26 protein-coding genes are annotated in these 22844 nt (G+C 42.9%); 20 read left to right on the forward strand and 6 right to left on the reverse strand.

Going from position 1 to position 22844, the window contains the following annotated elements; all coding sequences use genetic code 11:
• Positions 1–153: 153 nt before the first annotated feature.
• Positions 154–459: an AzlD domain-containing protein gene (locus H171_RS06580; RefSeq protein ID WP_100304430.1), complete on the reverse strand. Its 306-nt coding sequence runs from the start codon at positions 457–459 to the stop codon at positions 154–156.
• Entirely contained in the window at positions 452–1174 is a 723-nt protein-coding gene (locus tag H171_RS06585) for an AzlC family ABC transporter permease (protein ID WP_025233392.1), read from the reverse strand. Before H171_RS06585 ends, H171_RS06580 begins: the two co-directional genes overlap by 8 nt.
• Positions 1175–1302: 128 nt before the next feature.
• Between H171_RS06585 and H171_RS06590 the strand changes: the two genes are divergently transcribed.
• Positions 1303–2187: a LysR family transcriptional regulator gene (locus H171_RS06590; RefSeq protein ID WP_100307444.1), complete on the forward strand. Its 885-nt coding sequence runs from the start codon at positions 1303–1305 to the stop codon at positions 2185–2187.
• A 58-nt stretch (positions 2188–2245) separates the two neighbouring features.
• On the forward strand, positions 2246–2770 hold the full coding sequence (locus tag H171_RS06595) for an NUDIX hydrolase (RefSeq protein ID WP_100304431.1): 525 nt from the start codon (positions 2246–2248) through the stop codon (positions 2768–2770).
• Here the strand turns inward: H171_RS06595 and H171_RS06600 are convergent.
• The 3 genes from H171_RS06600 to H171_RS06610 are packed head-to-tail and all read right to left on the reverse strand — an operon-like array spanning position 2733 to position 4626.
• A complete protein-coding gene (locus tag H171_RS06600) occupies positions 2733–3386 on the reverse strand; it encodes an ABC-2 transporter permease (protein ID WP_100304432.1) in 654 nt (217 codons plus the stop codon). The genes H171_RS06595 and H171_RS06600 overlap by 38 nt on opposite strands.
• Positions 3383–4246, reverse strand: coding sequence for an ABC transporter ATP-binding protein (locus H171_RS06605; RefSeq protein ID WP_100304433.1), 864 nt, complete (start codon positions 4244–4246; stop codon positions 3383–3385). Before H171_RS06605 ends, H171_RS06600 begins: the two co-directional genes overlap by 4 nt.
• Before the next feature lie 2 nt (positions 4247–4248).
• Positions 4249–4626, reverse strand: a complete 378-nt coding sequence (locus H171_RS06610; protein ID WP_100304434.1) for a GntR family transcriptional regulator — start codon at positions 4624–4626, stop codon at positions 4249–4251.
• Between the two features lie 455 nt (positions 4627–5081).
• Here H171_RS06610 and H171_RS06620 point away from each other — a divergent pair, with 455 nt between their 5' ends.
• Together H171_RS06620 and H171_RS06625 are read left to right on the forward strand one after the other, a co-directional pair.
• Positions 5082–6998 carry an endonuclease MutS2 gene (locus tag H171_RS06620; RefSeq protein ID WP_100304436.1) on the forward strand — a complete coding sequence of 639 codons (1917 nt, stop codon included), beginning with the start codon at positions 5082–5084 and terminating at the stop codon, positions 6996–6998.
• Positions 6999–7453: 455 nt separating this feature from the next.
• Positions 7454–7828: a ribosomal maturation YjgA family protein gene (locus tag H171_RS06625; protein WP_207655176.1), complete on the forward strand. Its 375-nt coding sequence runs from the start codon at positions 7454–7456 to the stop codon at positions 7826–7828.
• A gap of 16 nt (positions 7829–7844) precedes the next feature.
• Here the strand turns inward: H171_RS06625 and H171_RS06630 are convergent, their stop codons facing one another.
• Positions 7845–8390, reverse strand: coding sequence for a ferritin-like domain-containing protein (locus H171_RS06630; RefSeq protein ID WP_100304437.1), 546 nt, complete (start codon positions 8388–8390; stop codon positions 7845–7847).
• A 93-nt stretch (positions 8391–8483) separates the two neighbouring features.
• On the opposite strand from H171_RS06630, the gene H171_RS06635 reads away from it, so the two are divergent.
• The 16 genes from H171_RS06635 to H171_RS06710 all read left to right on the forward strand — a co-directional run bounded on the left by H171_RS06635 (position 8484) and on the right by H171_RS06710 (position 22756).
• A complete protein-coding gene (locus tag H171_RS06635) occupies positions 8484–9062 on the forward strand; it encodes an NUDIX hydrolase (RefSeq protein WP_100304438.1) in 579 nt (192 codons plus the stop codon).
• A 113-nt stretch (positions 9063–9175) separates the two neighbouring features.
• The gene (locus H171_RS06640; protein ID WP_013271785.1) at positions 9176–9511 is read left to right on the forward strand and encodes a cyclic-di-AMP receptor; all 336 of its coding nucleotides are present in this window, start codon (positions 9176–9178) and stop codon (positions 9509–9511) included.
• Positions 9512–9599: 88 nt separating this feature from the next.
• Positions 9600–10019: a cytidine deaminase gene (locus H171_RS06645; RefSeq protein ID WP_278283610.1), complete on the forward strand. Its 420-nt coding sequence runs from the start codon at positions 9600–9602 to the stop codon at positions 10017–10019.
• Between the two features lie 62 nt (positions 10020–10081).
• Complete coding sequence (locus H171_RS06650) at positions 10082–11410, forward strand: pyrimidine-nucleoside phosphorylase (protein WP_100304439.1); 1329 nt, start codon at positions 10082–10084, stop codon at positions 11408–11410.
• 17 nt (positions 11411–11427) lie between these two features.
• On the forward strand, positions 11428–12078 hold the full coding sequence (gene deoC / locus H171_RS06655) for a deoxyribose-phosphate aldolase (RefSeq protein ID WP_100304440.1): 651 nt from the start codon (positions 11428–11430) through the stop codon (positions 12076–12078).
• Between the two features lie 256 nt (positions 12079–12334).
• Entirely contained in the window at positions 12335–12841 is a 507-nt protein-coding gene (locus tag H171_RS06660; RefSeq protein WP_100304441.1) for a CarD family transcriptional regulator, read from the forward strand.
• A gap of 694 nt (positions 12842–13535) precedes the next feature.
• A complete protein-coding gene (locus tag H171_RS06665) occupies positions 13536–14102 on the forward strand; it encodes a thymidine kinase (RefSeq protein ID WP_100304442.1) in 567 nt (188 codons plus the stop codon).
• 337 nt (positions 14103–14439) lie between these two features.
• Positions 14440–15933, forward strand: a complete 1494-nt coding sequence (locus H171_RS06670; protein WP_100304443.1) for a PTS transporter subunit EIIC — start codon at positions 14440–14442, stop codon at positions 15931–15933.
• Between the two features lie 15 nt (positions 15934–15948).
• The gene (locus H171_RS06675; protein WP_100304444.1) at positions 15949–16596 is read left to right on the forward strand and encodes an N-acetylmannosamine-6-phosphate 2-epimerase; all 648 of its coding nucleotides are present in this window, start codon (positions 15949–15951) and stop codon (positions 16594–16596) included.
• Between the two features lie 128 nt (positions 16597–16724).
• On the forward strand, positions 16725–17537 hold the full coding sequence (locus tag H171_RS06680) for a MurR/RpiR family transcriptional regulator (protein WP_100304445.1): 813 nt from the start codon (positions 16725–16727) through the stop codon (positions 17535–17537).
• A gap of 170 nt (positions 17538–17707) precedes the next feature.
• Positions 17708–18628 (forward strand): YIEGIA family protein, encoded by a 921-nt coding sequence (locus H171_RS06685; protein ID WP_100304446.1) that lies wholly within the window; start codon positions 17708–17710, stop codon positions 18626–18628.
• Positions 18615–18806 (forward strand): capping complex subunit for YIEGIA, encoded by a 192-nt coding sequence (locus tag H171_RS06690; protein WP_025233370.1) that lies wholly within the window; start codon positions 18615–18617, stop codon positions 18804–18806. The genes H171_RS06685 and H171_RS06690 overlap by 14 nt, the downstream gene beginning before the upstream one ends.
• A 20-nt stretch (positions 18807–18826) precedes the next feature.
• The gene (locus tag H171_RS06695) at positions 18827–21151 is read left to right on the forward strand and encodes a xanthine dehydrogenase family protein molybdopterin-binding subunit (RefSeq protein WP_100304447.1); all 2325 of its coding nucleotides are present in this window, start codon (positions 18827–18829) and stop codon (positions 21149–21151) included.
• Complete coding sequence (locus H171_RS06700; RefSeq protein WP_100304448.1) at positions 21148–21978, forward strand: FAD binding domain-containing protein; 831 nt, start codon at positions 21148–21150, stop codon at positions 21976–21978. The genes H171_RS06695 and H171_RS06700 overlap by 4 nt, the downstream gene beginning before the upstream one ends.
• A 24-nt stretch (positions 21979–22002) precedes the next feature.
• Complete coding sequence (locus H171_RS06705; RefSeq protein ID WP_100304449.1) at positions 22003–22473, forward strand: (2Fe-2S)-binding protein; 471 nt, start codon at positions 22003–22005, stop codon at positions 22471–22473.
• 79 nt (positions 22474–22552) lie between these two features.
• A complete protein-coding gene (locus H171_RS06710; protein WP_100304450.1) occupies positions 22553–22756 on the forward strand; it encodes a hypothetical protein in 204 nt (67 codons plus the stop codon).
• The last annotated feature ends 88 nt before the right edge of the window (positions 22757–22844 follow it).

Below are 22844 nucleotides of genomic sequence, written 5' to 3' on the forward strand. Positions count from 1 at the left end.
TATAAGTTATTGTTTTATACCTTTCATTAAAAGAATAGAAGAGGTACATTGGAAAACTAATTTTGGTCTTATTTATTTGGCAATTTTAGTTTTGTTATTGGCAGGCCATTGGATGCTTTTCAGGAAAGCAGGAGAGCCTGGCTGGAAAAATACTCACAGGAAGAATTCCATTACAAAAACGACCATGCAGGCGGCTAAGGAAACCTGGAACAGGCTTTTTTCCTTGTAAGCCAGTATGGCAGCTGCCATAAGAGCAGCGATACCGGACCATATGCTTTTGGTGGCCGTAAGAATGGCAGGAAAGGTCATTACCGACAAAGTCACATAGGGGACATAGTAAAGGAAAGACCGGATGAAGGTTGTCTTTATTTCCTGTCGGATCAGGGTCAGGGGAAGGACGCGGATAAAATAGGTAACGGCGGCCATGACCAATATGTAAAGATAGATTCGGTTATTCATGGGAAACCTCCATAGTGTCCGGTACCGGGAACAAAACAGCAGCAGCTCCCGCGATCAAGACCGTCAGAATGATCAGTCTGAGTCCGGAAGAAACCCTGTGAAGTGCCGGAATCAGGAAAAACAAAAGACTAAAGACCATGGAAACGACGGTTACTCCCGCCAGAATCCGATCTTTCTTTGCAGGGGGAATGATAATTGCCAGAAACATTCCATATAGGGCCACCCCCAAAGCGCTTAAAGCCCTTTCAGGAAGAAGCTGGCCTAAGAAAGCTCCTGCTGCGGTCCCCAGGGTCCAGCCAGGAACGGCCAGCAGAAACAGGCCATAGCAATACCAGGGGTTTAACGGACCTGGCCTGCAAACGGAAACGCCGAAGATTTCATCCGTTATCCCATAGCCGATCAGCAGACGGTGATAAAACGGGGTTGTTTTATCAAGCTTTTGGGATAGGGAACACGACATGAGACTATACCGCAGATTGATGACCAGCTGGGCTATGGCCATTTCAGCAAAGGGAGCACCTGCCGTGATGATGCCCAGACCGGCAAATTGTCCTGCTGATGTCAGGCTGGTAAGGGAGATTGCAATGGACTGCCAGGGCGACAGCCCATAATTTATGGCCATAATTCCAAAAGTGAAGGATACGGCAAAGTAACCAAGGCAGATGGGGATTCCATCCTTTATTCCGGATTTTAACTGTTCTCTTCTGGTATTCATAATATTCCTCCTCGTAGTGTGTGACTGTCCTTATTATGCTATAAAAATATATCATGATCCTTTACATCAGTAAAACAAATGTTTATAATGAAAACATTAGAAAAACTGATGATAAGGAGCTGGAGAATGTGAAGCGGTACCGGGCAGTTATGAAGATTGTGGAAACAGGAGGATTTACCAGAGCTTCCGAAGAACTTGGATATACTCAGTCAGCCGTCAGCCAGATGGTGCAGTCCTTAGAGGAGGAACTGGGTACGGTACTGTTTATCCGTTCTAAAAAAGGCGTGGTTTTGACCCCCGATGGAGCAGAACTTTTACCTTACATAAAAAATATTTACCATGCTTACAGGGAACTGACGGAGAAGCGAAAAGAAATGGAAGGGATCCAGAATGCCACCATCCGGATCGGCACCTTTGCCAGTGTATCCTGTCATTGGCTGCCGGGATTAATTAAGACGTTTAAGGAGAAATACCCGTTGGTCAGCTTTGAACTCTACCAGGGGGATTATACGGCCATAGAGCAGTTGGTTAAGGAGGGAAGTGTGGATTTTGGACTCATCAATCCCCAGGCAGTGGGAGATCCGGAGCTTAAGACCATTCCGTTAAAGAAGGACCCCATGCTGGCTGTCCTTCCCCTATCCCATCCCCTGGCAGAACATAAGAAGATCTTATTGGAGGAACTGGCATCAGAACCATTCATTCTCCTGGAAGAAGGAAGCCTCAGTGAACCTATGGAAAGTTTTCGTGAGCATGGGATCAAGCCCAATATCCAGTATATCGTCCATGATGATTATACGATCATGGCCATGATCGAAAAAGGACTGGGGGTCGGGATTTTATCAGAAATTATATTAAACCGAGCGGATTATAAAAATTTGGTTAGGGAGACGGAACCGCCATTAGCCAGGACCATTGGTGTAGTTTTCAAGGATAAGAAGATACTCCCTGTCGCCAGCAGGCAATTCCTGGAGTATCTTACAGAAGAATATGGGGAACTGGGACCCGGTGCCTAGAGGGGCCTGGAAAAGAAGGACAGCTTTAGGGAAAAGCTAAACTATGGAGGAGAAAAGAATGGGGCATAAAAATTTAACGACACTTTGTTATATCCAGCGGGAAGAAAGCTATTTAATGCTGCACCGGATTAAAAAGAAGGACGATATGAATCAGGATAAGTGGCTGGGAGTGGGAGGTCATTTGGAGGAAGGGGAGAGTCCGGAGGAATGCCTTTTACGAGAAGTAAAAGAAGAGACCGGATTATCCCTGACTTCCTACCGGCTTAGAGCCATTATCACCTTTGTATCAGACAAGTATCCGGATGAGTACATGTTTTTATACATCGCAGACGGATATGAAGGGATAATGACTGAGTGTGCGGAAGGAGAGCTTAAATGGATCCCCAGGGAAGAAATAGGCGGGCTTTCTCTTTGGGAAGGAGACCGTATTTTCTTTGAGCTGTTACTAACGGATACTCCTTTCTTTTCCTTAAAGCTTGTGTATACCGGGGATCATCTGTCAGACGCTTTATTAAATGGCAATCCATTGGCTCTCCCACCGGCTATTACAAAAGTTCCTTCCTCGCAAAGAACTCATAGCTGATCTTATACATCAAAAAGTTCCAGACCAGTGCAAGTAACGGTGAACAGCACAGAAGGATAAATATTATCTGATCTGTAAATGAAACACCCAGCAAGGTGAATAGCTTATAGGCGCCATAGAAGATGGCAGCAGGAATCAAACAGGAAACAAGCATTAATATGCGGGCCTTTTCTGCACCGAATTTAAACAGAAGAGGAATTGACATGCTCCCTGCAATTTCTGAAATCACCAGGCTTATAACGCCGGTAAACAGCAGAGAAAGCATATTATTTATGCTGCTGAAAATACCCTTATGCGCTATGGTGCCGCCTATTGCGCCAATCACCAGTCCGGTAACCGCTCCAATGGCTGAGAAGATCAGAAGAACAATAAATTTGCTGATCACGATATCCTTTTTAGTAACTGGCATAACCATCGCGTATTTCAGCCATTTGGATTGATCATCAAAGCTGAATGCGGTGATGATCATCATGCTGCATAGAATGCCGCTCATGATAATATAACCCTCTACTCCAGAGGAAGGAATCAGGGCAAAAGCTAAAACAAGCAGTATAAAAATCATGGATTTGGCATTGTGTCCGATGTTATATAAATCTTTTAAAATCAAGCTTTTCATTTTATCAGGTCTCCCTTTACATAGAGAAGAAGGATATCGTCAATAGTGGCATCATCCACCACTGCCGTTTTGTATTTACGGCGGGCCTTTTCCTTGTCTGCCACCAGCACATCCCATTGATAGTCACGTTTCCGGTAAGCAAGGATCTCAGATTGATCGATAGCATCGAACTGATCTGTTTTACACCGGATAATACCATATTGGTAGCGCAATTCATCCTTTTCTTTACAGAACAGGGCCTTTCCTTTATGAATAAAAGTAATATAATCCGCCACCTTTTCCAGATCCGTAGAAATATGGGACGACATCAGAATCGAATGGTTCTCATCCTGCACGAAGTCCAAAAACAAATCCAGCATATCGTCACGCATGACGGGGTCAAGTCCGCCGGTTGCTTCATCCAGAATCAGAAGCTTCGGTTTATGGGAAAGCGCAACTGCAATGCTGAGCTTCATTTTCATTCCCCTGGAAAATGCTTTGATCTCTTTATGGGAAGGTAGCTGTAATTTTTTCAGATAGTTATAGTAGGCGGTTTCATCCCATTGCTTATAGGCAGCCGCAGATATTCTGCCAATTTTGGCAGGTGTAAGGGTTTCATAGAAATTGATGCCGTCAAACACGACTCCTATGTTTTCTTTGATGTTTCTTGGATCGGAAGAAAGCTCCTGGCCCCAGAACTTAACCACCCCTTCGTCCTTTTGGATAAGATCAAGGATCGCATTGATTGTGGTACTTTTACCAGCGCCGTTCTCGCCGATCAATCCCATAATAGCTCCTTTGGGAATGGAAAATGATACATGATCCAACTTAAAATCAGGATATTGTTTCGTCAGATTTTCAACTTGCAAAATTGGTTCCATTTTTACTCCTCCTCCTGGTAAAACATAGTTAATAGCTCTATCAGTTTGCCCAGTGATATGCCGCTGGTAAGGGCAATATCGGCAGCCTCCTGCAAATGTTCCTCAGCTTTTCGCTGTTGCTCTTCCTGAAAGAAATCTTTGTTTTGTGCCGATACAAAACTTCCTCGCCCAACGGTAGTTTCAATGAAGCCGTCCCGTTGTAAATCTTCATAGGCTTTTTGTACGGTAATGACGCTGACATGAATGGATTTAGCCAATGCCCGCATGGAGGGAATAGGATCTCCGGTCTGCAGCTCTCCGCTCATAATCAGCGCTTTTATTTGCGAAGTGATCTGTTCATATATGGGCTTATTTGTATTACTGCTGATTATAATCTCCACAGTAGGTCTCCTTAGTGTTGCGTAGTGTACTTATTGAACAAGTACATTATAAGCATTGCATCTCGCCATGTCAATAGGGAAAAGAAAAAAAGATTGACCTGATTTCCTTTCCGTGGTATAGTGATGGAAGTATAAAAGATAGGATGTGTGTGTTTGTTAATTGTATATAATCATGGAGCATAAGGCAGTTTAATATGAAAAACAGGATTCGGATCAGGAAGGCCATAAGTCTTTCCTTTATTTCGTGTACCTGTTTTGCCCATGAGATACAAAGCAGACAGAATAAGGTTGAAAGCCTGTAAGACGTCGGTTTGTGGTCTTACAGGCTTTTTTTGCGCGAACAATGAGCCGAATGAATATGCCTGCATATTCATCTGGCGAATGGTTCTGCCTGCCCTTTGCTCCATGAACCTCAGGAAACCAATTGGAAAGACAGAATGAACGAGGAGAATTACATGAATCACACATTTCGGATTTTAGAATTTAATCTTATATTAGAAAAACTTGAAGAATTTGCGCATACGGAAGCAACGAAAGAGAAAATAAAGAATATGACCCCATGCCTCAAGGAAGGCGAGGTGAAAAAGAGCCTTCGCGATACGACGGAGGCCAGGACCATCATTGACCGGATGGGGCTTCCTCCCGCAGTCAGCATGAATGGTCTGCAGGAGATCATGAATACGGCACGGCAGGGCGGCTGCCTCTCCGCTGAAGAGCTGGAACAGACAGGGGGAATGCTTACCGCAGTAAAGCGGTTTAAGGATTTTTTGAACCGGTGTAAATACCTGGAGCTTGGTCTGCCTTATTATGAGCAGGACTTAAACCCATTGGAAGATCTGGCAAGGGAGATTTATGAAAGCGTCAGAAACGGCAAGGTCGAGGACAGCGCCAGCAAACATCTAAAAAACATCCGCCAGGATGTGGTCAGATTGGAAGAAAAGCTGCGGACGAAAGCAGAGGCCATTTTAAGGGGAAATAAAAAATATTTTTCCGATTCTTATGTGACTTTTAGAAATGGCAGACTTTGCCTCCCTGTAAAAAAAGATTACAGATCAGGGGTTCCAGGCAGTGTCATTGACCAGTCAGCAACCGGCTCTACCCTTTTTATTGAACCGGCAGCAATTGCAGTGCTTAACGGGGAACTGGAACTTTTAAGGATTGAAGAGGATAATGAGGCAAGAAGGATCCTGTATATGCTTACGGCCTCAGTTGAAGAAAATTTAGAGGTTCTGGAAGGGAATAAACGCCTTCTTGAGAAACTGGATTTCCTGTTTGCAAAGGGAAGTTTAAGCGCCTCCATGGCCGGCATCAGTCCAGTCATTAATACGGACCGGACTATAAAAATCGTAAATGGCCGCCATCCATTCATGAACCCGGAAACAGTGGTACCTTTAAACTTTGAACTGGGAGAGAAAGAACGGGGAATCGTAATTACAGGGCCCAATACAGGAGGAAAAACCGTATCCATCAAGACGGTGGGGCTGTTCTCCCTTATGGCACAATGCGGCCTTCACCTGCCCTGTGAAGAGGCCGATCTTTGTATGAACAGCCAGGTGCTCTGCGATATCGGAGATGGTCAGAACATTACGGAAAACTTATCCACCTTTTCTGCTCATATCACCAATGTAATGAAGATCCTAAAGGAAGCCGGCCCGGAGAGTCTGGTCATTCTGGATGAGCTGGGTTCAGGAACAGACCCGGCAGAAGGCATGGGAATCGCCATTGCCATACTGGAAGAGTTAAGAAGCAACGGCTGTCTTTTTTTGGCAACCACCCATTATCCAGAGGTAAAGTCATACGCCAAGGAAGCGGAGGGCATTACCAACGCACGAATGGCTTTTGATAAGGAAACCCTTAGGCCGCTTTACCGTATGGAGATTGGGGAGGCTGGAGAAAGCTGTGCCCTTTATATAGCCAAACGGCTGGGAATGCCGGATTCTATGATAAGAAGAGCCAGAAGATACGCTTACGGAGAACAGGAAGGCCTATGGGAAGAAGGGCAGGATGCCTTAAGAGAGAGAGCTGGACACTTAAACTTAAACGGGCCTAAAATAGAAAAACTGAAGAAGACGGCGGTGAATAAAAATGTAATGGAAAAAAAGTTCACCATCGGAGACAGCGTGTTTGTTTATCCGGATAAGAAAAAGGGAATTGTGTGCAGACCTGTGAATGATAAAGGGATACTGCAGGTCCAGATGCCGGATAAGAAAATCTGGGTCAACCAGAAAAGGGTAAAGCTTCTGGTGGCCGCAGAAGAGCTATACCCTGAGGATTATGATTTTTCCATAATTTTTGATACCGTGGAAAACAGAAAAGCAAGGCATAAGATGGAAAAGGGATATCAGGAAGGGCTGGAGATCAGAACGGAGTGATCCTGAAGTCTGAAAAAGCCGCCGTTAAGCCAGGCAAGGAAGAGCCGGACGCCATAATGTCCGGCTCTTTTTGATATGTTGACTGGATTAAGCGGAATAAAAAGAATCTTGTGTTAATTTGACGACATTGCATACGCATGGTAAAATAATGTAATATAGCTGAAGTTTATACTGGGGGGTAATCATAATTATCATAAAACGGATTATATGCTATTTTCTGCTTATGTTGTTTTTGAACATCAATTTAGTGACTTACGTAATTCCAGGCACTGCGGCAGCTGCAGGTATAGCCCTAATAAATTAAAAGTAAAGAGTCTGTAGAAATGAAAAATACGATTCTTATGAAACAGGTCAAAATAACCTCCGGCATGGGAAGACCCGTAAATGCCGGAGGTTATCTGGCAGTAAAGCTTTGGGCCATGCTGCCTTAATTCTGATTGAAAAAGGAGTGTATCGTGAGATTCAGATTAAACATAAAGTACCTATGCGCCTTAATTATAGTCTTTATTATTGAAGTACTAATAGCTGTTTTCGTAAATGATAAATTCATCAGGCCATACGTTGGCGACGTTTTGGTTGTGGTTCTGATTTATTGTTTTATCAGGTCATTTGTGGGGAGAGAAGTTAAGCTGCTCCCTTTGTACATATTTGGTTTTGCCGTATTGACGGAGGTGGGGCAGTATTTTCATTTAGTGAAGCTGCTTGGCCTTGGCGACTATAAAATTGCAAGGATCATAATTGGTTCAACCTTTGATTTTAAGGATATTGCCTGCTATTTGGCAGGCTGTACCGGGTTATTCTTGTATGAGATGGTAAAGCGGCGTAAGTAATCAGGTGAAATGCGGCCTAAGCCTGGAATGTACGGGGGATGGTAAAGTCGTCGTCAAGCTCAGACAGAATGAGCCGGAAGATCTGTACGTGACAAAGCTCATCTGCAATGATCCTGTTTAAAATTGCCTTGATCCGGCAATCGTCGATCCATTGGGCCTGGAACTGGTATTTCCGGATAGCTTCCAGCTCACTTTCCAGAGAGTTGGCAACCAGGGGACCGATCCGGGTGGGATAGCGGTTGCAGGCTGGAGTCCAATACCTTAATCGTCCGCTTTGATAGCTCCACAGCCTGGGGTCGGCGCCCAGCATGATGGACAGTTCGCCAAAGGTATTAAGATGATGCATTTCAACAATGCTGATTTTATGGAAGCATTCTGCTATATCAAAGAAGAGGCTTCTCGTAATCATGCTGTTGTAAATATAAAGGCTGATTGCAGACATTTCGGAATTGCAATCGCCTATGTTGGAAAGCATAGCTGCGGCATACGCTTTATTTTGAGATATGATCTCTATGGGAGGCCAGGGATCTTTGTCGGCAAAAACAAGAGCTGATAAATCCATATAATACCCTCATTTCAATTTATTCTATTAAAATATATCCGCCAGATGGTAGAGTATGACTTAAAAACACAGGAAGATGGAGGAACGAAGGACATGGACTGCAAAGAGAAATTCAGAAAAACAGTAGAAGACTTTTTACCATATAACGAGCAGGAAGAAAGGGATAAGGAGATGCTGCTCCAATATCTCTCGTCAGGAGAATCCATATTTTCCCGTGAGAGTTTAGGTGCCCATATGTCGGCGTCAGCTTGGGTGGTAAATCGGTCCCACGATAAGGTTCTTATGGCCTATCATAACATCTATGATTCCTGGGCATGGACCGGAGGCCATGCAGATGGGGAAATGAATCTGCTTCAAGTAGCGGTCCGGGAAGCTATGGAAGAAACCGGAATTAGAACGGTAAGACCGGTTACAGAGGATATCTTTTCCCTGGAGGTGCTGACGGTGGACGGTCATGAGAAGAGGGGAGCTTATGTTTCCTCTCATCTTCACTTAAATGTAACCTATCTTCTGGAAGCGGATGACAGAGAGGTCCTTCATAAGAAAGCGGATGAAAACAGCGCAGTGGGCTGGTTCGGTGTGGAAGAATGCTTAAAGGCAGTAAATGAGCCATGGATGAGGGAGCGAATATACCAAAAGCTGCTTGATAAAATGAGAGATATCAATTTTTAACAAAGAAATGATAATTATTTTCCATTTTACTGTTTTATTTTTCCTGATTATGATTTATAATAGAGGAATCAAATGAATAAAGTTTTGCCAAATAAGACAGCGAGGTGGTAGATATGAAGATTATTTACGCAATCGTCAGCTCAGATGATGGAAACAGGGTGACTGATGTGCTGAATGAACACCAGTTCAGCGTGACAAAACTTGCCACAACAGGTGGCTTTTTAAAGAAGGGAAACTCTACATTAATGATCGGTACGGATGACGGACAGGTAGAAGAAGTCATCACTCTGATTAAAGATACCTGCGGAAAACGCCAAAAAATTACCTGCAATGTTCCGGCGCCAAATATCGCGTCTGTTTCAGCCGGATATATGATGATGCCGATGACAGTGGAACTTGGCGGAGCTACCATATTTGTAACTGACGTAGAACGATTTGAAAAGATTTGATGAACCGGCAAAGGGATTGCAGAGCAATCCCTTTTCGTAACTGCTGAAATGAATAAGCCGGAGAATAATAGGAGGTGTGTCTTTGGAACTGGATGAGAGGACAAAAAACATGCTGGTGGCAGAGGCTTACGAAGCTCAGAAAATGGCTTATGTACCTTATTCTGATTTTTGTGTTGGAGCGGCTCTGTTGGCAAAGAACGGAAAGGTCTATCGTGGCTGCAACATTGAAAATGCATCCTTTACGCCCACAAACTGTGCAGAGCGTACGGCATTTTTTAAAGCGGTCTCAGAGGGAGTCTCTGAATTTGATGCCATAGCCATCGTGGGGAATAAAAGGGGCGAAAAGGGAGAACTGTGCGCGCCCTGTGGGGTTTGCCGGCAGGTAATGGCCGAATTCTGTGATCCTGAAGAATTTAAGATTATTCTGGGTGCGGGAGAGGAGTTTTCCGTCTATACCTTAAAAGAACTGCTTCCTTTAGGATTTACAAAAAAGAATTTGAATTCCTGAACGCCCGGAGAACACAGGCAATAAAGCGGGAATGATAAGTATAAGGGAGGTTTTTGAGTGTTATGAGAATGTATGATGTAATTGCAAAAAAGCGGAATGGGGAACCACTGACGGAGGAAGAGATCCGCTTTATGATCAAAGGATACGTAAAAGGGGATATCCCGGATTATCAGATGTCAGCCATGCTGATGGCCATTTATTTTAAGGGAATGAGCGATGAAGAAACAGCTATTCTCACGGATGCGGTGGCTCATTCCGGTGATATGGTAGACTTATCACCCATCCAGGGAGTGAAAGTAGATAAGCACTCCACCGGAGGCGTGGGGGATAAGACGACTCTGGTGGTGGCGCCAATTGTGGCTGCCTGCGGGGTCAAGGTTGCGAAGATGTCAGGCCGCGGTCTGGGCCATACAGGAGGAACTGTTGATAAAATGGAATCCATACCGGGAATGCGGACCGTCCTGACAGAGGAAGAGTTTTTTCAAGTGGTCAATGCCGCCGGGCTTTCCGTGATCGGGCAGTCCGGAAACCTGGCTCCAGCGGATAAAAAACTCTATGCTCTTCGGGATGTGACTGCAACCGTGGACAGCATCCCCTTAATTGCTGCATCCATTATGAGCAAAAAACTGGCAGCAGGAAATGACTGTATTCTTCTGGATGTGAAAACCGGCAGTGGAGCATTTATGAAGACCCTGGAAGACTCCATCACTCTGGCGGAGAAGATGGTAGCAATTGGGGAGCACGCAGGAAAGAGGACCATGGCTCTCATAACGAATATGGACATTCCGCTGGGAAGCCTGATCGGCAACAGCCTGGAAGTCATTGAGGCTGTGGAAATTCTTCATGGAAGAGGACCCAAGGATTTAAGGACGGTTTGCTTAAGCCTGGCTGCCGGTATGCTTTATCTGGCAGGAAAAGGGAATCTGGAAGAATGCCGGTCGCTGGCAGAAGGAGCCATTGCCGATGGAAGTGCTTTGGCACGGCTTATTGCCATGGTAGAAGCTCAGGGAGGGGACTCTTCGGTGATCAGGGATACCTCACTTTTTGCCAGAGCAGCCTTTGAAAGGGAAGTGAAAGCCTTAGAGAGCGGCTATATCACCCATATGAATACAGAGCAATGCGGGATCTCATCTTCGCTTTTAGGTGCCGGCAGAGTTACGAAGGAGAGCGTGATTGATTATACGGCTGGAATCGCCCTTAAGAAAAAGGTAGGCCAGAAGGTGGAAGCGGGAGAGACGATAGCCGTGCTTTATGCTTCAAAGGAAGAGCTGTTTGAGGCTTCTGAAGAGGAATTTATAAAGGCAGTCACCATAAGCAGTCAAAAGCCGGAGGAAGAACCCTTAATTTATGCCAGTGTTACCAAAGAAGGCGTAAAACGCCTGACAGAATAGAAAGGTAGGAAAAAATAATGACAGATTTAGAGATGTTAAGCTACGTAGACCACACACAGTTAAAGGCATTTGCCACCTGGGAGGACATTGAGGAGCTTTGTAAGGAAGCTGTGGAATATAAAACGGCTTCCGTGTGCATCCCTCCCTGCTATATCAGCCGGGTACATGAACAATTTCCAGGCCTTAATATCTGTACCGTTGTCGGATTTCCTCTGGGCTACAGTGTGACAGAATCAAAGATCCTTGAAACAAAAAAAGCCATTGAAGACGGGGCCTCTGAGGTGGATATGGTAGTAAATATCAGCGATGTGAAAAATGGAGATTACGATAAGGTAGAAAAGGAAATTGCAGAACTGAAAAGAGCAGCCGGCGAAAACATCTTAAAGGTCATTATTGAGGCCTGTTATCTTACAGAGGAAGAGAAGATCGCCATGTGCAAGGCAGTTACGGCAGCCGGAGCTGACTATATTAAGACTTCCACCGGGTTTGGTACCGGGGGTGCGGCTCTTGAAGATATTGAGTTATTTAAAAAGCACATCGGACCCGGTGTAAAGATAAAAGCGGCCGGCGGGGTCAGAACCCTTGAGGATTTAAGGGCTTATATTGAAGCCGGATGCAGTCGTGTGGGTGCCAGTGCAGCTGTTAAACTGGCAGCACAGAAGCAGTAAGTCATTTCAGGAAAATAAAATATACTTTCAACGCTCCAAAAGCAGCACCTTTACAAGTGTCTGAATTTTGGAGCGTTTTTTATTTATTTCTATACAATTTACACAAATAATAGCAAGGTGTTCTCTGGCTAAATTTCACGAAAATATTTAAATAAATAAAAAACACTGACAAAAAATTTTTAAAGTGTTAGACTTAAGATATAGAAATTGTAACTTTATGTATCAAAGTGTTGGCATTCAGGCAGGAGGAATAATTATGTTTCAGGTAAATGATCTAGTAGTATTCGGAACCCATGGAATATGCAGGGTAGAGGCGATAGGGAGCCTTAACATGTCCGCAGTGGATGATGACCGCCTTTACTATACGCTGAAACCTCTTTATGAGGCACAGCAATGTGTTGTTTATACGCCCGTAGACAATTTAAAAGCACCCATGAGAGAAGTATCTACCAGAGAAGAAGCCATAGAGCTGATTAATCTGATTCCAGATACTCCAACCACGTGGGTGCTTGACGAAAGACAGCGAGAAGGAAGCTATAAGGAAATCATGATGAAAAATGAGTGCACAGGCTGGCTCCAGATCATCAAGACACTGTATTTAAGGAAACAGAAGGGGCTGGTAGAAGGTAAGAAAAATTCGGCAAAGGATGAATTCTATTTTAAGATGGCGGAAGATCTGCTTTACGGTGAACTTGCGGTAGCTTTAGAATTGGAACCGGCCGTAGTGAAAGACATGGTGGTGACACGGGTGAGTGCTGAGTAAAAAAGGAATGGAATTTGACTGCAATCTCATATATCGTATTCACCATCTAAACGCCTTGTTTAGCTGTTAAAAAATTGCAAAAGCTTATGATCTAAAGACTAATAGGATTGAAAGGTATGAAACAAATATGATATGAAAGATAGATAATCTTTCTGTTTACTATGAAGAAATTGGTTCAGGAAAACCAGTCCTTTGTATTCATGGATTTCCAGAGGATTGGATCATTATCGAAGGATTTATATAGATTTGCCAATGGGGATTAGTAAAGCATTTACCACGTTTGACCTTCCTGTATCTTGATAAAGCAGGACATAATCTGCAAATAGAAAATAAACCATTGTTTGATTTGCATTTCCGTGATTGGCTAAATAACTGTAATTAAGTAATTTGGGTGTTCCAAACAAACCAGGTTAACTTTTAGACGGATAAATGAAATTGGCCGTGGATTAATTATTTTGAGGATATAGTTTCATATTGCAGAATCAATAAATTGAATATATATAAAAGACTACTAACTGTTAGTATTTAGTTAGTAGTTTTTTTGCAATCATATAACCTCATCAAACAAGTAGCTTTGCGGATTGCGAATATCCGATTGACTAATAATAAAATAGTGCTAAGATAAAAATTGTTTTTATTATAGTTAAATAATCATGGAGCATGGGTATATTTTATTTACAGTAAAGGAGAAAAAATGGCAAAATTGTTTTTCAGATATGGTGCAATGGGGAGTTCTAAGACGGCTAACGCACTAATGACAAGATATAATTTTAGAGAAAAGGGGAAAAACGTATTATTAATAAAACCTGATTTAGAAACCAGGGATGAAAAAAACAAAATCAGATCTAGAATCGGACTGGAAGCAGATTGCATTTTATGGTCTGAATTCAAATATGACGATTATAATTTAATCAAGGAATTGGATGCAATCATTGTGGATGAAGTACAATTTCTTTCTGAAAATGATATTGAACAACTTTCTAAAATTGTCGATGAATACGATATTTCAGTTTTCTGTTATGGCCTCAGAACGGATTTTACATCCCACCTTTTTCCCGGATCCAAACGTTTGATGGAACTGGCAGATGAAATTGAGGAACTTAAGACAGTCTGCTGGTGCGGGAATAGTGCCAATATGAATGCTAGGATTGATAAAGATGGAAATGTAATCAGAGAAGGAAAGCAAATATTAATGGGGGCAAATGATAAATACATTTCATTATGCCGTAAACACTATAAAGAAGGTAAAATCAGACAATAGTTTATACGAAATCATATCCTTATTAACAGCCGGGGCAAAGGCCCCGGTAAAATAACATATTTTTTCCACTGCTTTATGCTCATGGAGCAGTATCTTAAATGGCCATTTCCGGCCAGTTTCCCCACATACCATTGTTCTTGTGACATATCACATAATTCCTTAACTGCTGCAATACCTGTTGAAGCACTCGGATTACTATTCACACTCGATTAAAATAATTATTATAAAAAAGTGATTGACTAAAATAATTTTATAAAATATAATGAAATCAACCAAAAAGAAATGCATATTAAAACATTACTTGTACAATATGCGACCAAGGAGGAGGTATAATTTTATGTTTAAGCAGCTTCAAAAATTAGGTAAGGCATTTATGTTACCGATTGCCATTCTTCCGGCAGCAGGTCTCCTGTTAGGAATCGGTGGGGCAATGTCCAATCCAAACACGATCGCGGCCTATCCGTTTTTGAACATCTTTGCTCTGCAGGCAATATTTACTGTTATGAGCAAGGCGGGAGAAGTGGTGTTTGGAAATCTGTCATTAATCATGTGTATTGGTCTGGCAGTGGGGCTTGCAAAAAAAGATAAAGGAACTGCGGGTCTGGCAGCTGCGGTTGCGTTTCTTGTCATGAATGCATCGATCGGTGCATTGCTGTCAGTCTTTAAACCAGATGGAAACACAATTGATACCGGAGTAGTAGGTTCTATTGTAATAGGCTGTATGGTTACCTATTTTCATAACCGGTACCGCGATATACAGCTGCCTCCGTTTCTGGGATTTTTCGGAGGATCACGTTTTATACCGATTGTATCCTCTTTTGCAGCAATTTTTATCGGCGCAATATTTTTCCTGATTTGGCCTCCTTTTCAGTCGTTATTGATTTCCAGCGGCCAGACCATTGCTGGCATGGGAGTTTTAGGGACTTTCCTTTATGGATTTTTGATGAGGCTTTGCGGTGCAGTGGGCCTTCATCATATGATTTACCCTATGTTCTGGTATACAGAATTAGGCGGAGTTGCCACTGTGGCGGGCCAGGAAATTGCAGGTGCTCAAAAGATATTCTTCGCCCAGCTGGCTGATCCTGATTTTACAGGAATGTATACCGAGGGTACACGGTTTTTTGCAGGCCGTTTTGATACGATGATTTTCGGTTTACCGGCCGCATGCCTAGCCATGTATCACTGTGTTCCACAAAAACGCCGTAAATTAGTATTCGGTTTATTCTTCTCTGCAGCCCTTACATCATTTTTAACAGGCATTACAGAACCCATTGAATTCATGTTTCTGTTTGTAGCTCCCTGGCTGTATGTGATACATGCATTTTTAGATGGTCTCTCGTTTGCGATTGCTGATCTTTTAAGCGTTCGTATCGGCAACACATTTTCCGGCGGAATTATTGACTTTACCTTATTTGGAGTCCTGCAGGGCAATGCAAGGACTCACTGGATCTATGTGGTAGTGGTGGGAGTATTCTGGGCGCTTCTGTATTATGTGCTGTTCCGTTTTTTGATTACAAAGTTTAATATCCCGACTCCGGGCCGCGAGGCAGGAGAAGAAGATGAGGTAAATGTAGAGTCAAAGGGTACAATCGCTGAAACGGCGGTTCGTGTACTTGCGGCTCTGGGAGGTAAGGAAAATATCGAAGATTGCGATGCTTGTATCACCCGTCTGCGTGTAGCGGTAAAGGATATTACCAAAGTTGACAAAGAGGCCATAAAACGGGAAGGCGCAACGGCCGTATTGGAAGTTAAAGGGGGTATTCAGGCAATATTTGGAGCGAAAGCAGATCTGATAAAATCAAAAATAAACGACATAATTGGCGAAGATTAGGGAGATGTAATACTTATGAATAGAGGTTTAATTGTATCCTGTCAGGCGCTTCCTGAGGAACCCCTGCACAGTTCATTTATCATGGGGCGTATGGCTCTGGCGGCAAAAGAAGGAGGCGCAGTCGGTATTCGTGCAAACAGCGTGGAAGATATTGAGGAAATCAAGAAACATGTGGATCTTCCTATTATCGGAATTATCAAAAAGGTATATGAGGAAGGCAAACCTTATATTACACCCACATTTGCAGAGGTGGATGCACTGGTTCGGACAGGTGTTGATGTAGTCGCCGTAGATGCTACCATAAATCAGGATGTGGATTTTCTATATAAGCTTCATGAAAAATATCCACATCAAAAATTTATGGCTGATATTTCAACGGAAGAAGAGGGGCTGCGTGCTGATGAGATTGGTTTTGATTTTGTTGGTCTGACACTGCTGGGATATACACCTCAGTCTCAAGGACTGGATAAATTTCAGGTGCTTCAGTCTTTGATTGGAAAATGTAAGCACCCAGTAATTGCAGAAGGAAATTTCAACACACCGGAGCAGGCTGCAAAGGCGATTGAATCAGGTGCTTACGCAGTTGTTGTGGGAACTGCAATTACACGCCCCCAATGCATCACACGTGGATTTGCCGAAGCAGTATCAAAGGTTTTTATTTAAATTGATTCCTCTCTTCCGGTTTCCTCTAAAATCTTTTCGTTTTTATTAAAAGGTGATATAATAAGAACACTTTATTAATATGGGTTCAGTTTTTCACAAATTAAAGACGAAAGTATAAGAGGTACAATATGGATATTCTTTCATCAATTCAAAAGAAATATAATACGTTTACTGATAAAGAACGAAGTATCGCTGATTACATTTTGAAGGAAGGTAATAATATTCGGAATATGAATATCTCTGTTCTTGCTGCTACTGTGGGAGTTTCTGACGGTACAATTACCCGTTTCTGCAAAAAGGTAGGACAGAGATCTTTTGCAGAACTGAAAATCCAGCTTGGAAGCGCAGGAGCAGGAAATAAGATTGCTCACTCAGACGATCTTGTATCTCAGGTTTATGATTTTTATAAGACTGTGATTGAACATTCCAATCAGATGATAGATAGAAAAGCATTGGAGTACCTGGCAGACCAGATTGAAGCGGCAGGAAATATCTATATATTCGGAGTGGGATCATCGGGGCTGACTGCCTGTGAAACCATGCTCCGCCTGTCCCGCATGGGATTTCATGTACAAAGTGTAACAGATTCTCATCTGATGGTAATTTACAGCTCAATTTTAGGCCCTGGTGATCTGGTAATTGCAATTTCCATATCCGGTGAAACCGCGGAAGTTATCAATGCTGTTAGGGCAGCAAAACAAAATGGAGCAAAGCTCATCGGTCTGACCAGTTTTACCGACAGCACGATCGCACAGTGTGCGGATTTTTGTCTTCCCGTAGTAAATCCTTTGTTTGTTGATCAGGAAAGGTTTGTAAACAGTCAATTATCAACTCTTTATACGATCGATCTTCTTTGTCTGATTCTTCTAAAGGATGAGGCCCGAAAGAAAAAGATGAATATTACGGTAGAAACCATTGTCAAACAGTCTCATTTAAAATAGCTTGCTGCAAAATATGCAGCGGATTCCATTATATTGAAACCAGTGGCGGCTTTGAATTGCTATATCAAAGCCGCCACTGGTTTTATGCATATTGTAGGACAAAAAGGAGATAATAGACCAAAATAAGGATTGGAGAAATATGGTTTCACGAGTGATACCATGATAAAAATATGGAAAAAACACTGGCATTTCACGATCTTTTCGTTATTTTGTGCGGTATAGTAATGGGAACTATTGCGCGGATTGTTACACTTCGTATTGATACACGTCAAAATCCCAGTTATCCTACCGGCGGCTTCATTAACATAGTGATAGGCATTCTGGCTTCTTTTCTGGGGGCTGTTGCAATTCCGTCCCTGTTAAATAAAGAATTTACGGCAGTTACTTTTATTGCCTTGGCGATCCAGCATTTCCGGGATGTGAGAAAAACAGAAAAAGAAAGCCTTGAAGATCTGGAAAAAACAGAATATTCAAAAAGAGGGGCTGCTTACATTGATGGCATTGCCAAAACCTATGAATCCAGAAATTATTTATCACTGCTTACATCCCTTTTTGTTGTATTAATTTTAAGTATTGTATCTGCTGACAGTCTGGTTATAAATATGATAGGTGCCGCGGCCAGCGGTTTTGGTATGATTTATTTCCTGACAAGAATAACAAAAGGCAAATGCATTGGTGACATCTGCAACATAAGAGAAGGGAAAATAACCATAGACCATTCGGATCTGCTTGTAAATGGCATGTTTGTTACCAATGTGCTGGGAACTGAGAGAAGCCGGGATTTGTTTTTGAAAGAAGGGATCGGCATTGTTATAGAGCCGAAAACTGATAAATTCAGAATTACGGTTGAGAATTATGGGCAGAGGCAGGCCATGCTTTTTGAGGCTACCCGGACTTTTGGTGTAAAACGGTACAGTTTTACCCGGAAAAATTTTACAAATGGAGCATTGCTATTGGCGTTTGTGCCAATTATCCGTGATCCTGATGCCATAATAGACGTAATCAAAAAGACACCTGTACTGGAAAGCAGCAGAAAAATCACTACAATTATGGATATAGATATGGGAGGGAATATCAATGGGGAAGAGTAATCCGGAGATAATGGTTTATATAACAGATAACAAAGAACGAATCATATCAGGTGATCCTTTGACTCTTTATATCCCGGATTCTAAGGAGCGGGAAATATGTCTGACTGATTTAGGGAAGGCACTTCGGGCGGATGTGGTGCAGCTGAAAAATGGTGATCATGTATTAATAAGCAGATAGAATTTTGCAGGAGGCAGTCAATGGAAACCCAGTTGGGAAAAGACACGGTAAGGAAAGAGGCAAAAGATAAAGTAGCAGGTGCAGCCAAGTATACAAATGATATAACAGATTCGCCGATGCTCTACGCCAGATTATTGACAAGCGTTCATGCTCATGCCCAGATCGTATCCATAGATACCAGGGAAGCTTCTGCTATGCCGGGGGTAAAGGCGGTTATTACTGCAAAGGACCATCAGGTTATCTGTGGATCCATGCTTCAGGACAGGCCTCCCTTAGCCAGAGATAAAGTGCGTTATTACGGGGAACCGGTTGCCATCGTTGTTGCAGATGATGAAATGCAGGCAAAAGCAGCAGTGGGAAGGATACTTGTAGAATATAAGCCTTTACCGGTTGTGAATTCTGTAAAAGAGGCATTCAAAAGGAATCCTGTGATCATACATGAAGCTCTTATGTTATATACTAAAGCCACGGAGGAAGTATATCCTGTAAAAGGAACCAATATCTGCCATCATCAAAAAATCAGAAAAGGCGATATGCAGAAAGGCTGGCTGGATAGCGAAATTGTTGTAGAGGGTAGTTTTTCCCTGCCCCAGTCTGATCATGCCGCCATGGAAACTAGGGCAGTTCACTGTATAATCATGCCGGAGGGCAGTGTAAAGATCAAGACATCAACCCAATCACCTTATGAGGTAAAGGAATCAATCAGCAAATATCTTAATATTCCGGAGGGAAAGATTGTAGTCCAGGTTCCATTAGTTGGCGGTGCATTTGGAGGAAAGGCATGTATACAGCCAGAGGTGCTTGCAGTGATTGCGGCGATGAATGTTAAAGGAAAATGGATCAATCTGGTGAATACAAGAGAAGAAGATATGGTCACTTCTCCATGCCATTTGGGGTTGGAGGGAACCATAAGGATCGGAGCGAAAAAAAGCGGGCAGATCATGGCGGCAGAAATGACATTCCAGATAGATACCGGTGCTTACTCTGACATTTCTCCTAAGATAACGAAAGCAATCGCAGCGGATTGTGCCGGTCCCTACCGGATACCCAATATTCAGTGCGATTGCTACAGCGTTTATACAAACCACCCCTATATAACCTCTTTCCGAGGATTCGGTCATGAGGCACATACCTTTTGTCTGGAAAGAATGATGGATAAACTGGCTTTCGAAACAGGACTGGATCCTTTTCAGCTAAGGCTCATAAATCTGGTTAAAGCCGGCGACACAACTCCCACCCAAGTCAAAGTCACAGCCAGCAATACAGGGAATGCGGCAGAATGCCTTGAGAGGCTGAAAACAGTCATTAACTGGGAGGAAGGTTCCCGCATCGCAGAAGAGAACGGACTGGTCAGAGCAAAGGGAATCAGCTGTCTGATCAAGACCTCTGATACTCCCACAGATGCAGGCGCAAGCGCTGTTTTATCTTTTAATTCTGACGGAAGCATAAATCTGGATTGCGGCGCTGCGGAGATAGGGCCTGGAATGAAGACAACGGCAGCGCAGATATTGGCGGAAAAGATGAGAATCAGTGTCAATGACGTTTATGTAAAGCTGGATGTAAATACCCAGTCAACCCCTTATTTATGGAAAACCGTTGCCAGTATGACAACTTTTCTGGTTGGACGGGCCGTATTAAATGCAGCGGATGATGCCATATCCCAGCTGATGGGTCTTGCATCGATTGCCCTGCGGTGCCCGACGGAAGACCTGGACTTTGAGAATAAGATGATATATGTGAAACATGATCCGGAGCTTTATATCATGTTCGAGGATCTGGTAAAAGGCTACAAATTTTCAGACGGCAATTCCCTCAAAGGGCCTGTGATTGGAAGGGGCAGCTATATCATGAATCATCTGACACCCCTTAATGAGGCATCGGGACGGGGAACACCCGGCAAGAGCTGGACGGTAGGAGCCCAGGCCGTTGAAATTGAATATGATACCAGGCAGCATACTTACCGGCTGCTAAAAGCGGCTACTGTGATTGACGCGGGTAAAGTCATAAATCCCAAGACTGCAAGAGGCGTGGTTATGGGCGGTATGTGTATGGGGCTGGGGCTTGGTACCAGTGAGGATTTCGTCTATAATGAAGATGGAATTGTAGAAGATACTAGCTTTCGCACCTATAAAATGATCCGATATGGAGAAAATCCGGAATATGTGGTTGATTTTGTAGAAACACCTCAAATTGATGCACCCTATGGGGCCAGAGGGATTGCAGAACACGGCATTATTGGAATGCCTGCCGCATTGGCTAATGCTATATCATTGGCAGCTCATATTGATGTGAACCGGCTTCCCATTACTCCTGAATTCATATGGAGAGAAAGGATGAAACTATGATTCCTTTTGATTTTGATTATTATAAACCAGAAAGCATGGATGAAGCATTTAAGTACTACCAGGACTTGCTTGATAATAATAAAAAACCTCTTTATTATGGGGGAGGAACGGAAATTATCAGTATGGCCAGGGTAGGGGGGATAGGATTTGATTCGGTTATTGATTTAAAAGGAATACCCGAATGCAGCCAGCTTGAGGTGAGCGGTGGGAAATTCAGGATTGGAGCCGCACAAACCCTTACAAACATTGCGGAATACAATGCATATCCCTTATTGTCCAAAACCATAAAAAGAATTGCAGACCACACGATCCAGGGGAAGATCACCATAGGAGGTAATCTTGCCGGCACAATTAAGTACCGTGAGGCAGCCTTACCTTTAATGATAAGTGATAGCACCCTGCAGGTAATGACACGGAGCGGTTTGGCCGAATTACCTTTTTCAAAGGCATTCAATGGAAAACTGCAGCTTAAAAAGGGAGAATTTCTGGTATCCATATTGATCGGAGAAAATGATTTGAGTCACCCTTACAATCATGTAAAAAGGACAAAGCAGGAGAAAATAGATTATCCGTTGATCACCATGGTGGCATCGAAACATAACAAGGCCATAAAAACAGCGATTACCGGGTATGGCGATCATCCAATTATTTTATCCGAACGGATTATGAATCATAAATTATATAACATGGAACAGAAGATCAAAAAAATTATAAATTTAGTCCATAGTGATTGTAAAGGTGATTTATCGGGGAGCAGGGATTATAGAGAATTTGTATTAGAAAACATGCTTCAGGATATGTTTCATAATTTTGAAAAGATCGGCTGATCCTTTCAGGAATTGAGGGGCTTTATGCATTTATCAGGTGATAGTATTATAGTTCTTAATGTAAATGGTGAAGATAAAACTGTTATGGTTAAACCGGCCTATACTCTGCTTCATGTTCTTCGGGAGGAATTGTCATTAACCGGAGCCAAAAGCGGCTGTGAGAACGGAGATTGCGGCGCCTGCACGGTACTCGTTGATGACATGCCGGTAAAATCCTGCCTGATGCTGGCGGTAGAGGCGGTTGGTCATAGAATAACCACAGTGGAAGGGCTTAAAAACGCTCCAATACAAGATGCATTTATTAAAAATTGGGGATTTCAATGCGGTTATTGTACTTCCGGGTTCCTGATGGTTTGCCACGCACTGGCCAGGCACAAACCAGATGCGGATGATGAAACCATAGAGGAATGGTTACAATCCAATCTATGCAGATGTACCGGTTATGAGGAAATAGAGAATGCCGTAAAATCAATATTATCAGGGAATTATAATTGAAAGAATGCGAATTTATTCGTATGATTCACATCTTGTCTGATCCTCCCATACAATATAGTATCATAATGAAATGAGGTATATGATATGGGATGTTCTAATTCTTGGTCTGGTGGCTGCAACTGTAACAATACTTGCAACAACCGGAATAATTGCTGTAATAATAGATGTCGTAACAATTGTAATGTTGATCCTTGTGCTGAAGCAAAAAGAGAGGCATATTGTGAAGGTTTCAGAGATGGCTGCAATGATCCATGTTGCAGAGGCAAAAGATAGGCGAGGCTGATAGCAGGATGAGCGGGTATCCGGTATTCCGGACCCGCTTTTTTATATTTATCCAACCGTCCGTATTCGTTTCATGATTTGCAGAATCT

This window comes from [Clostridium] celerecrescens 18A, assembly GCF_002797975.1.
GTDB classification, from domain to species: domain Bacteria; phylum Bacillota; class Clostridia; order Lachnospirales; family Lachnospiraceae; genus Lacrimispora; species Lacrimispora celerecrescens.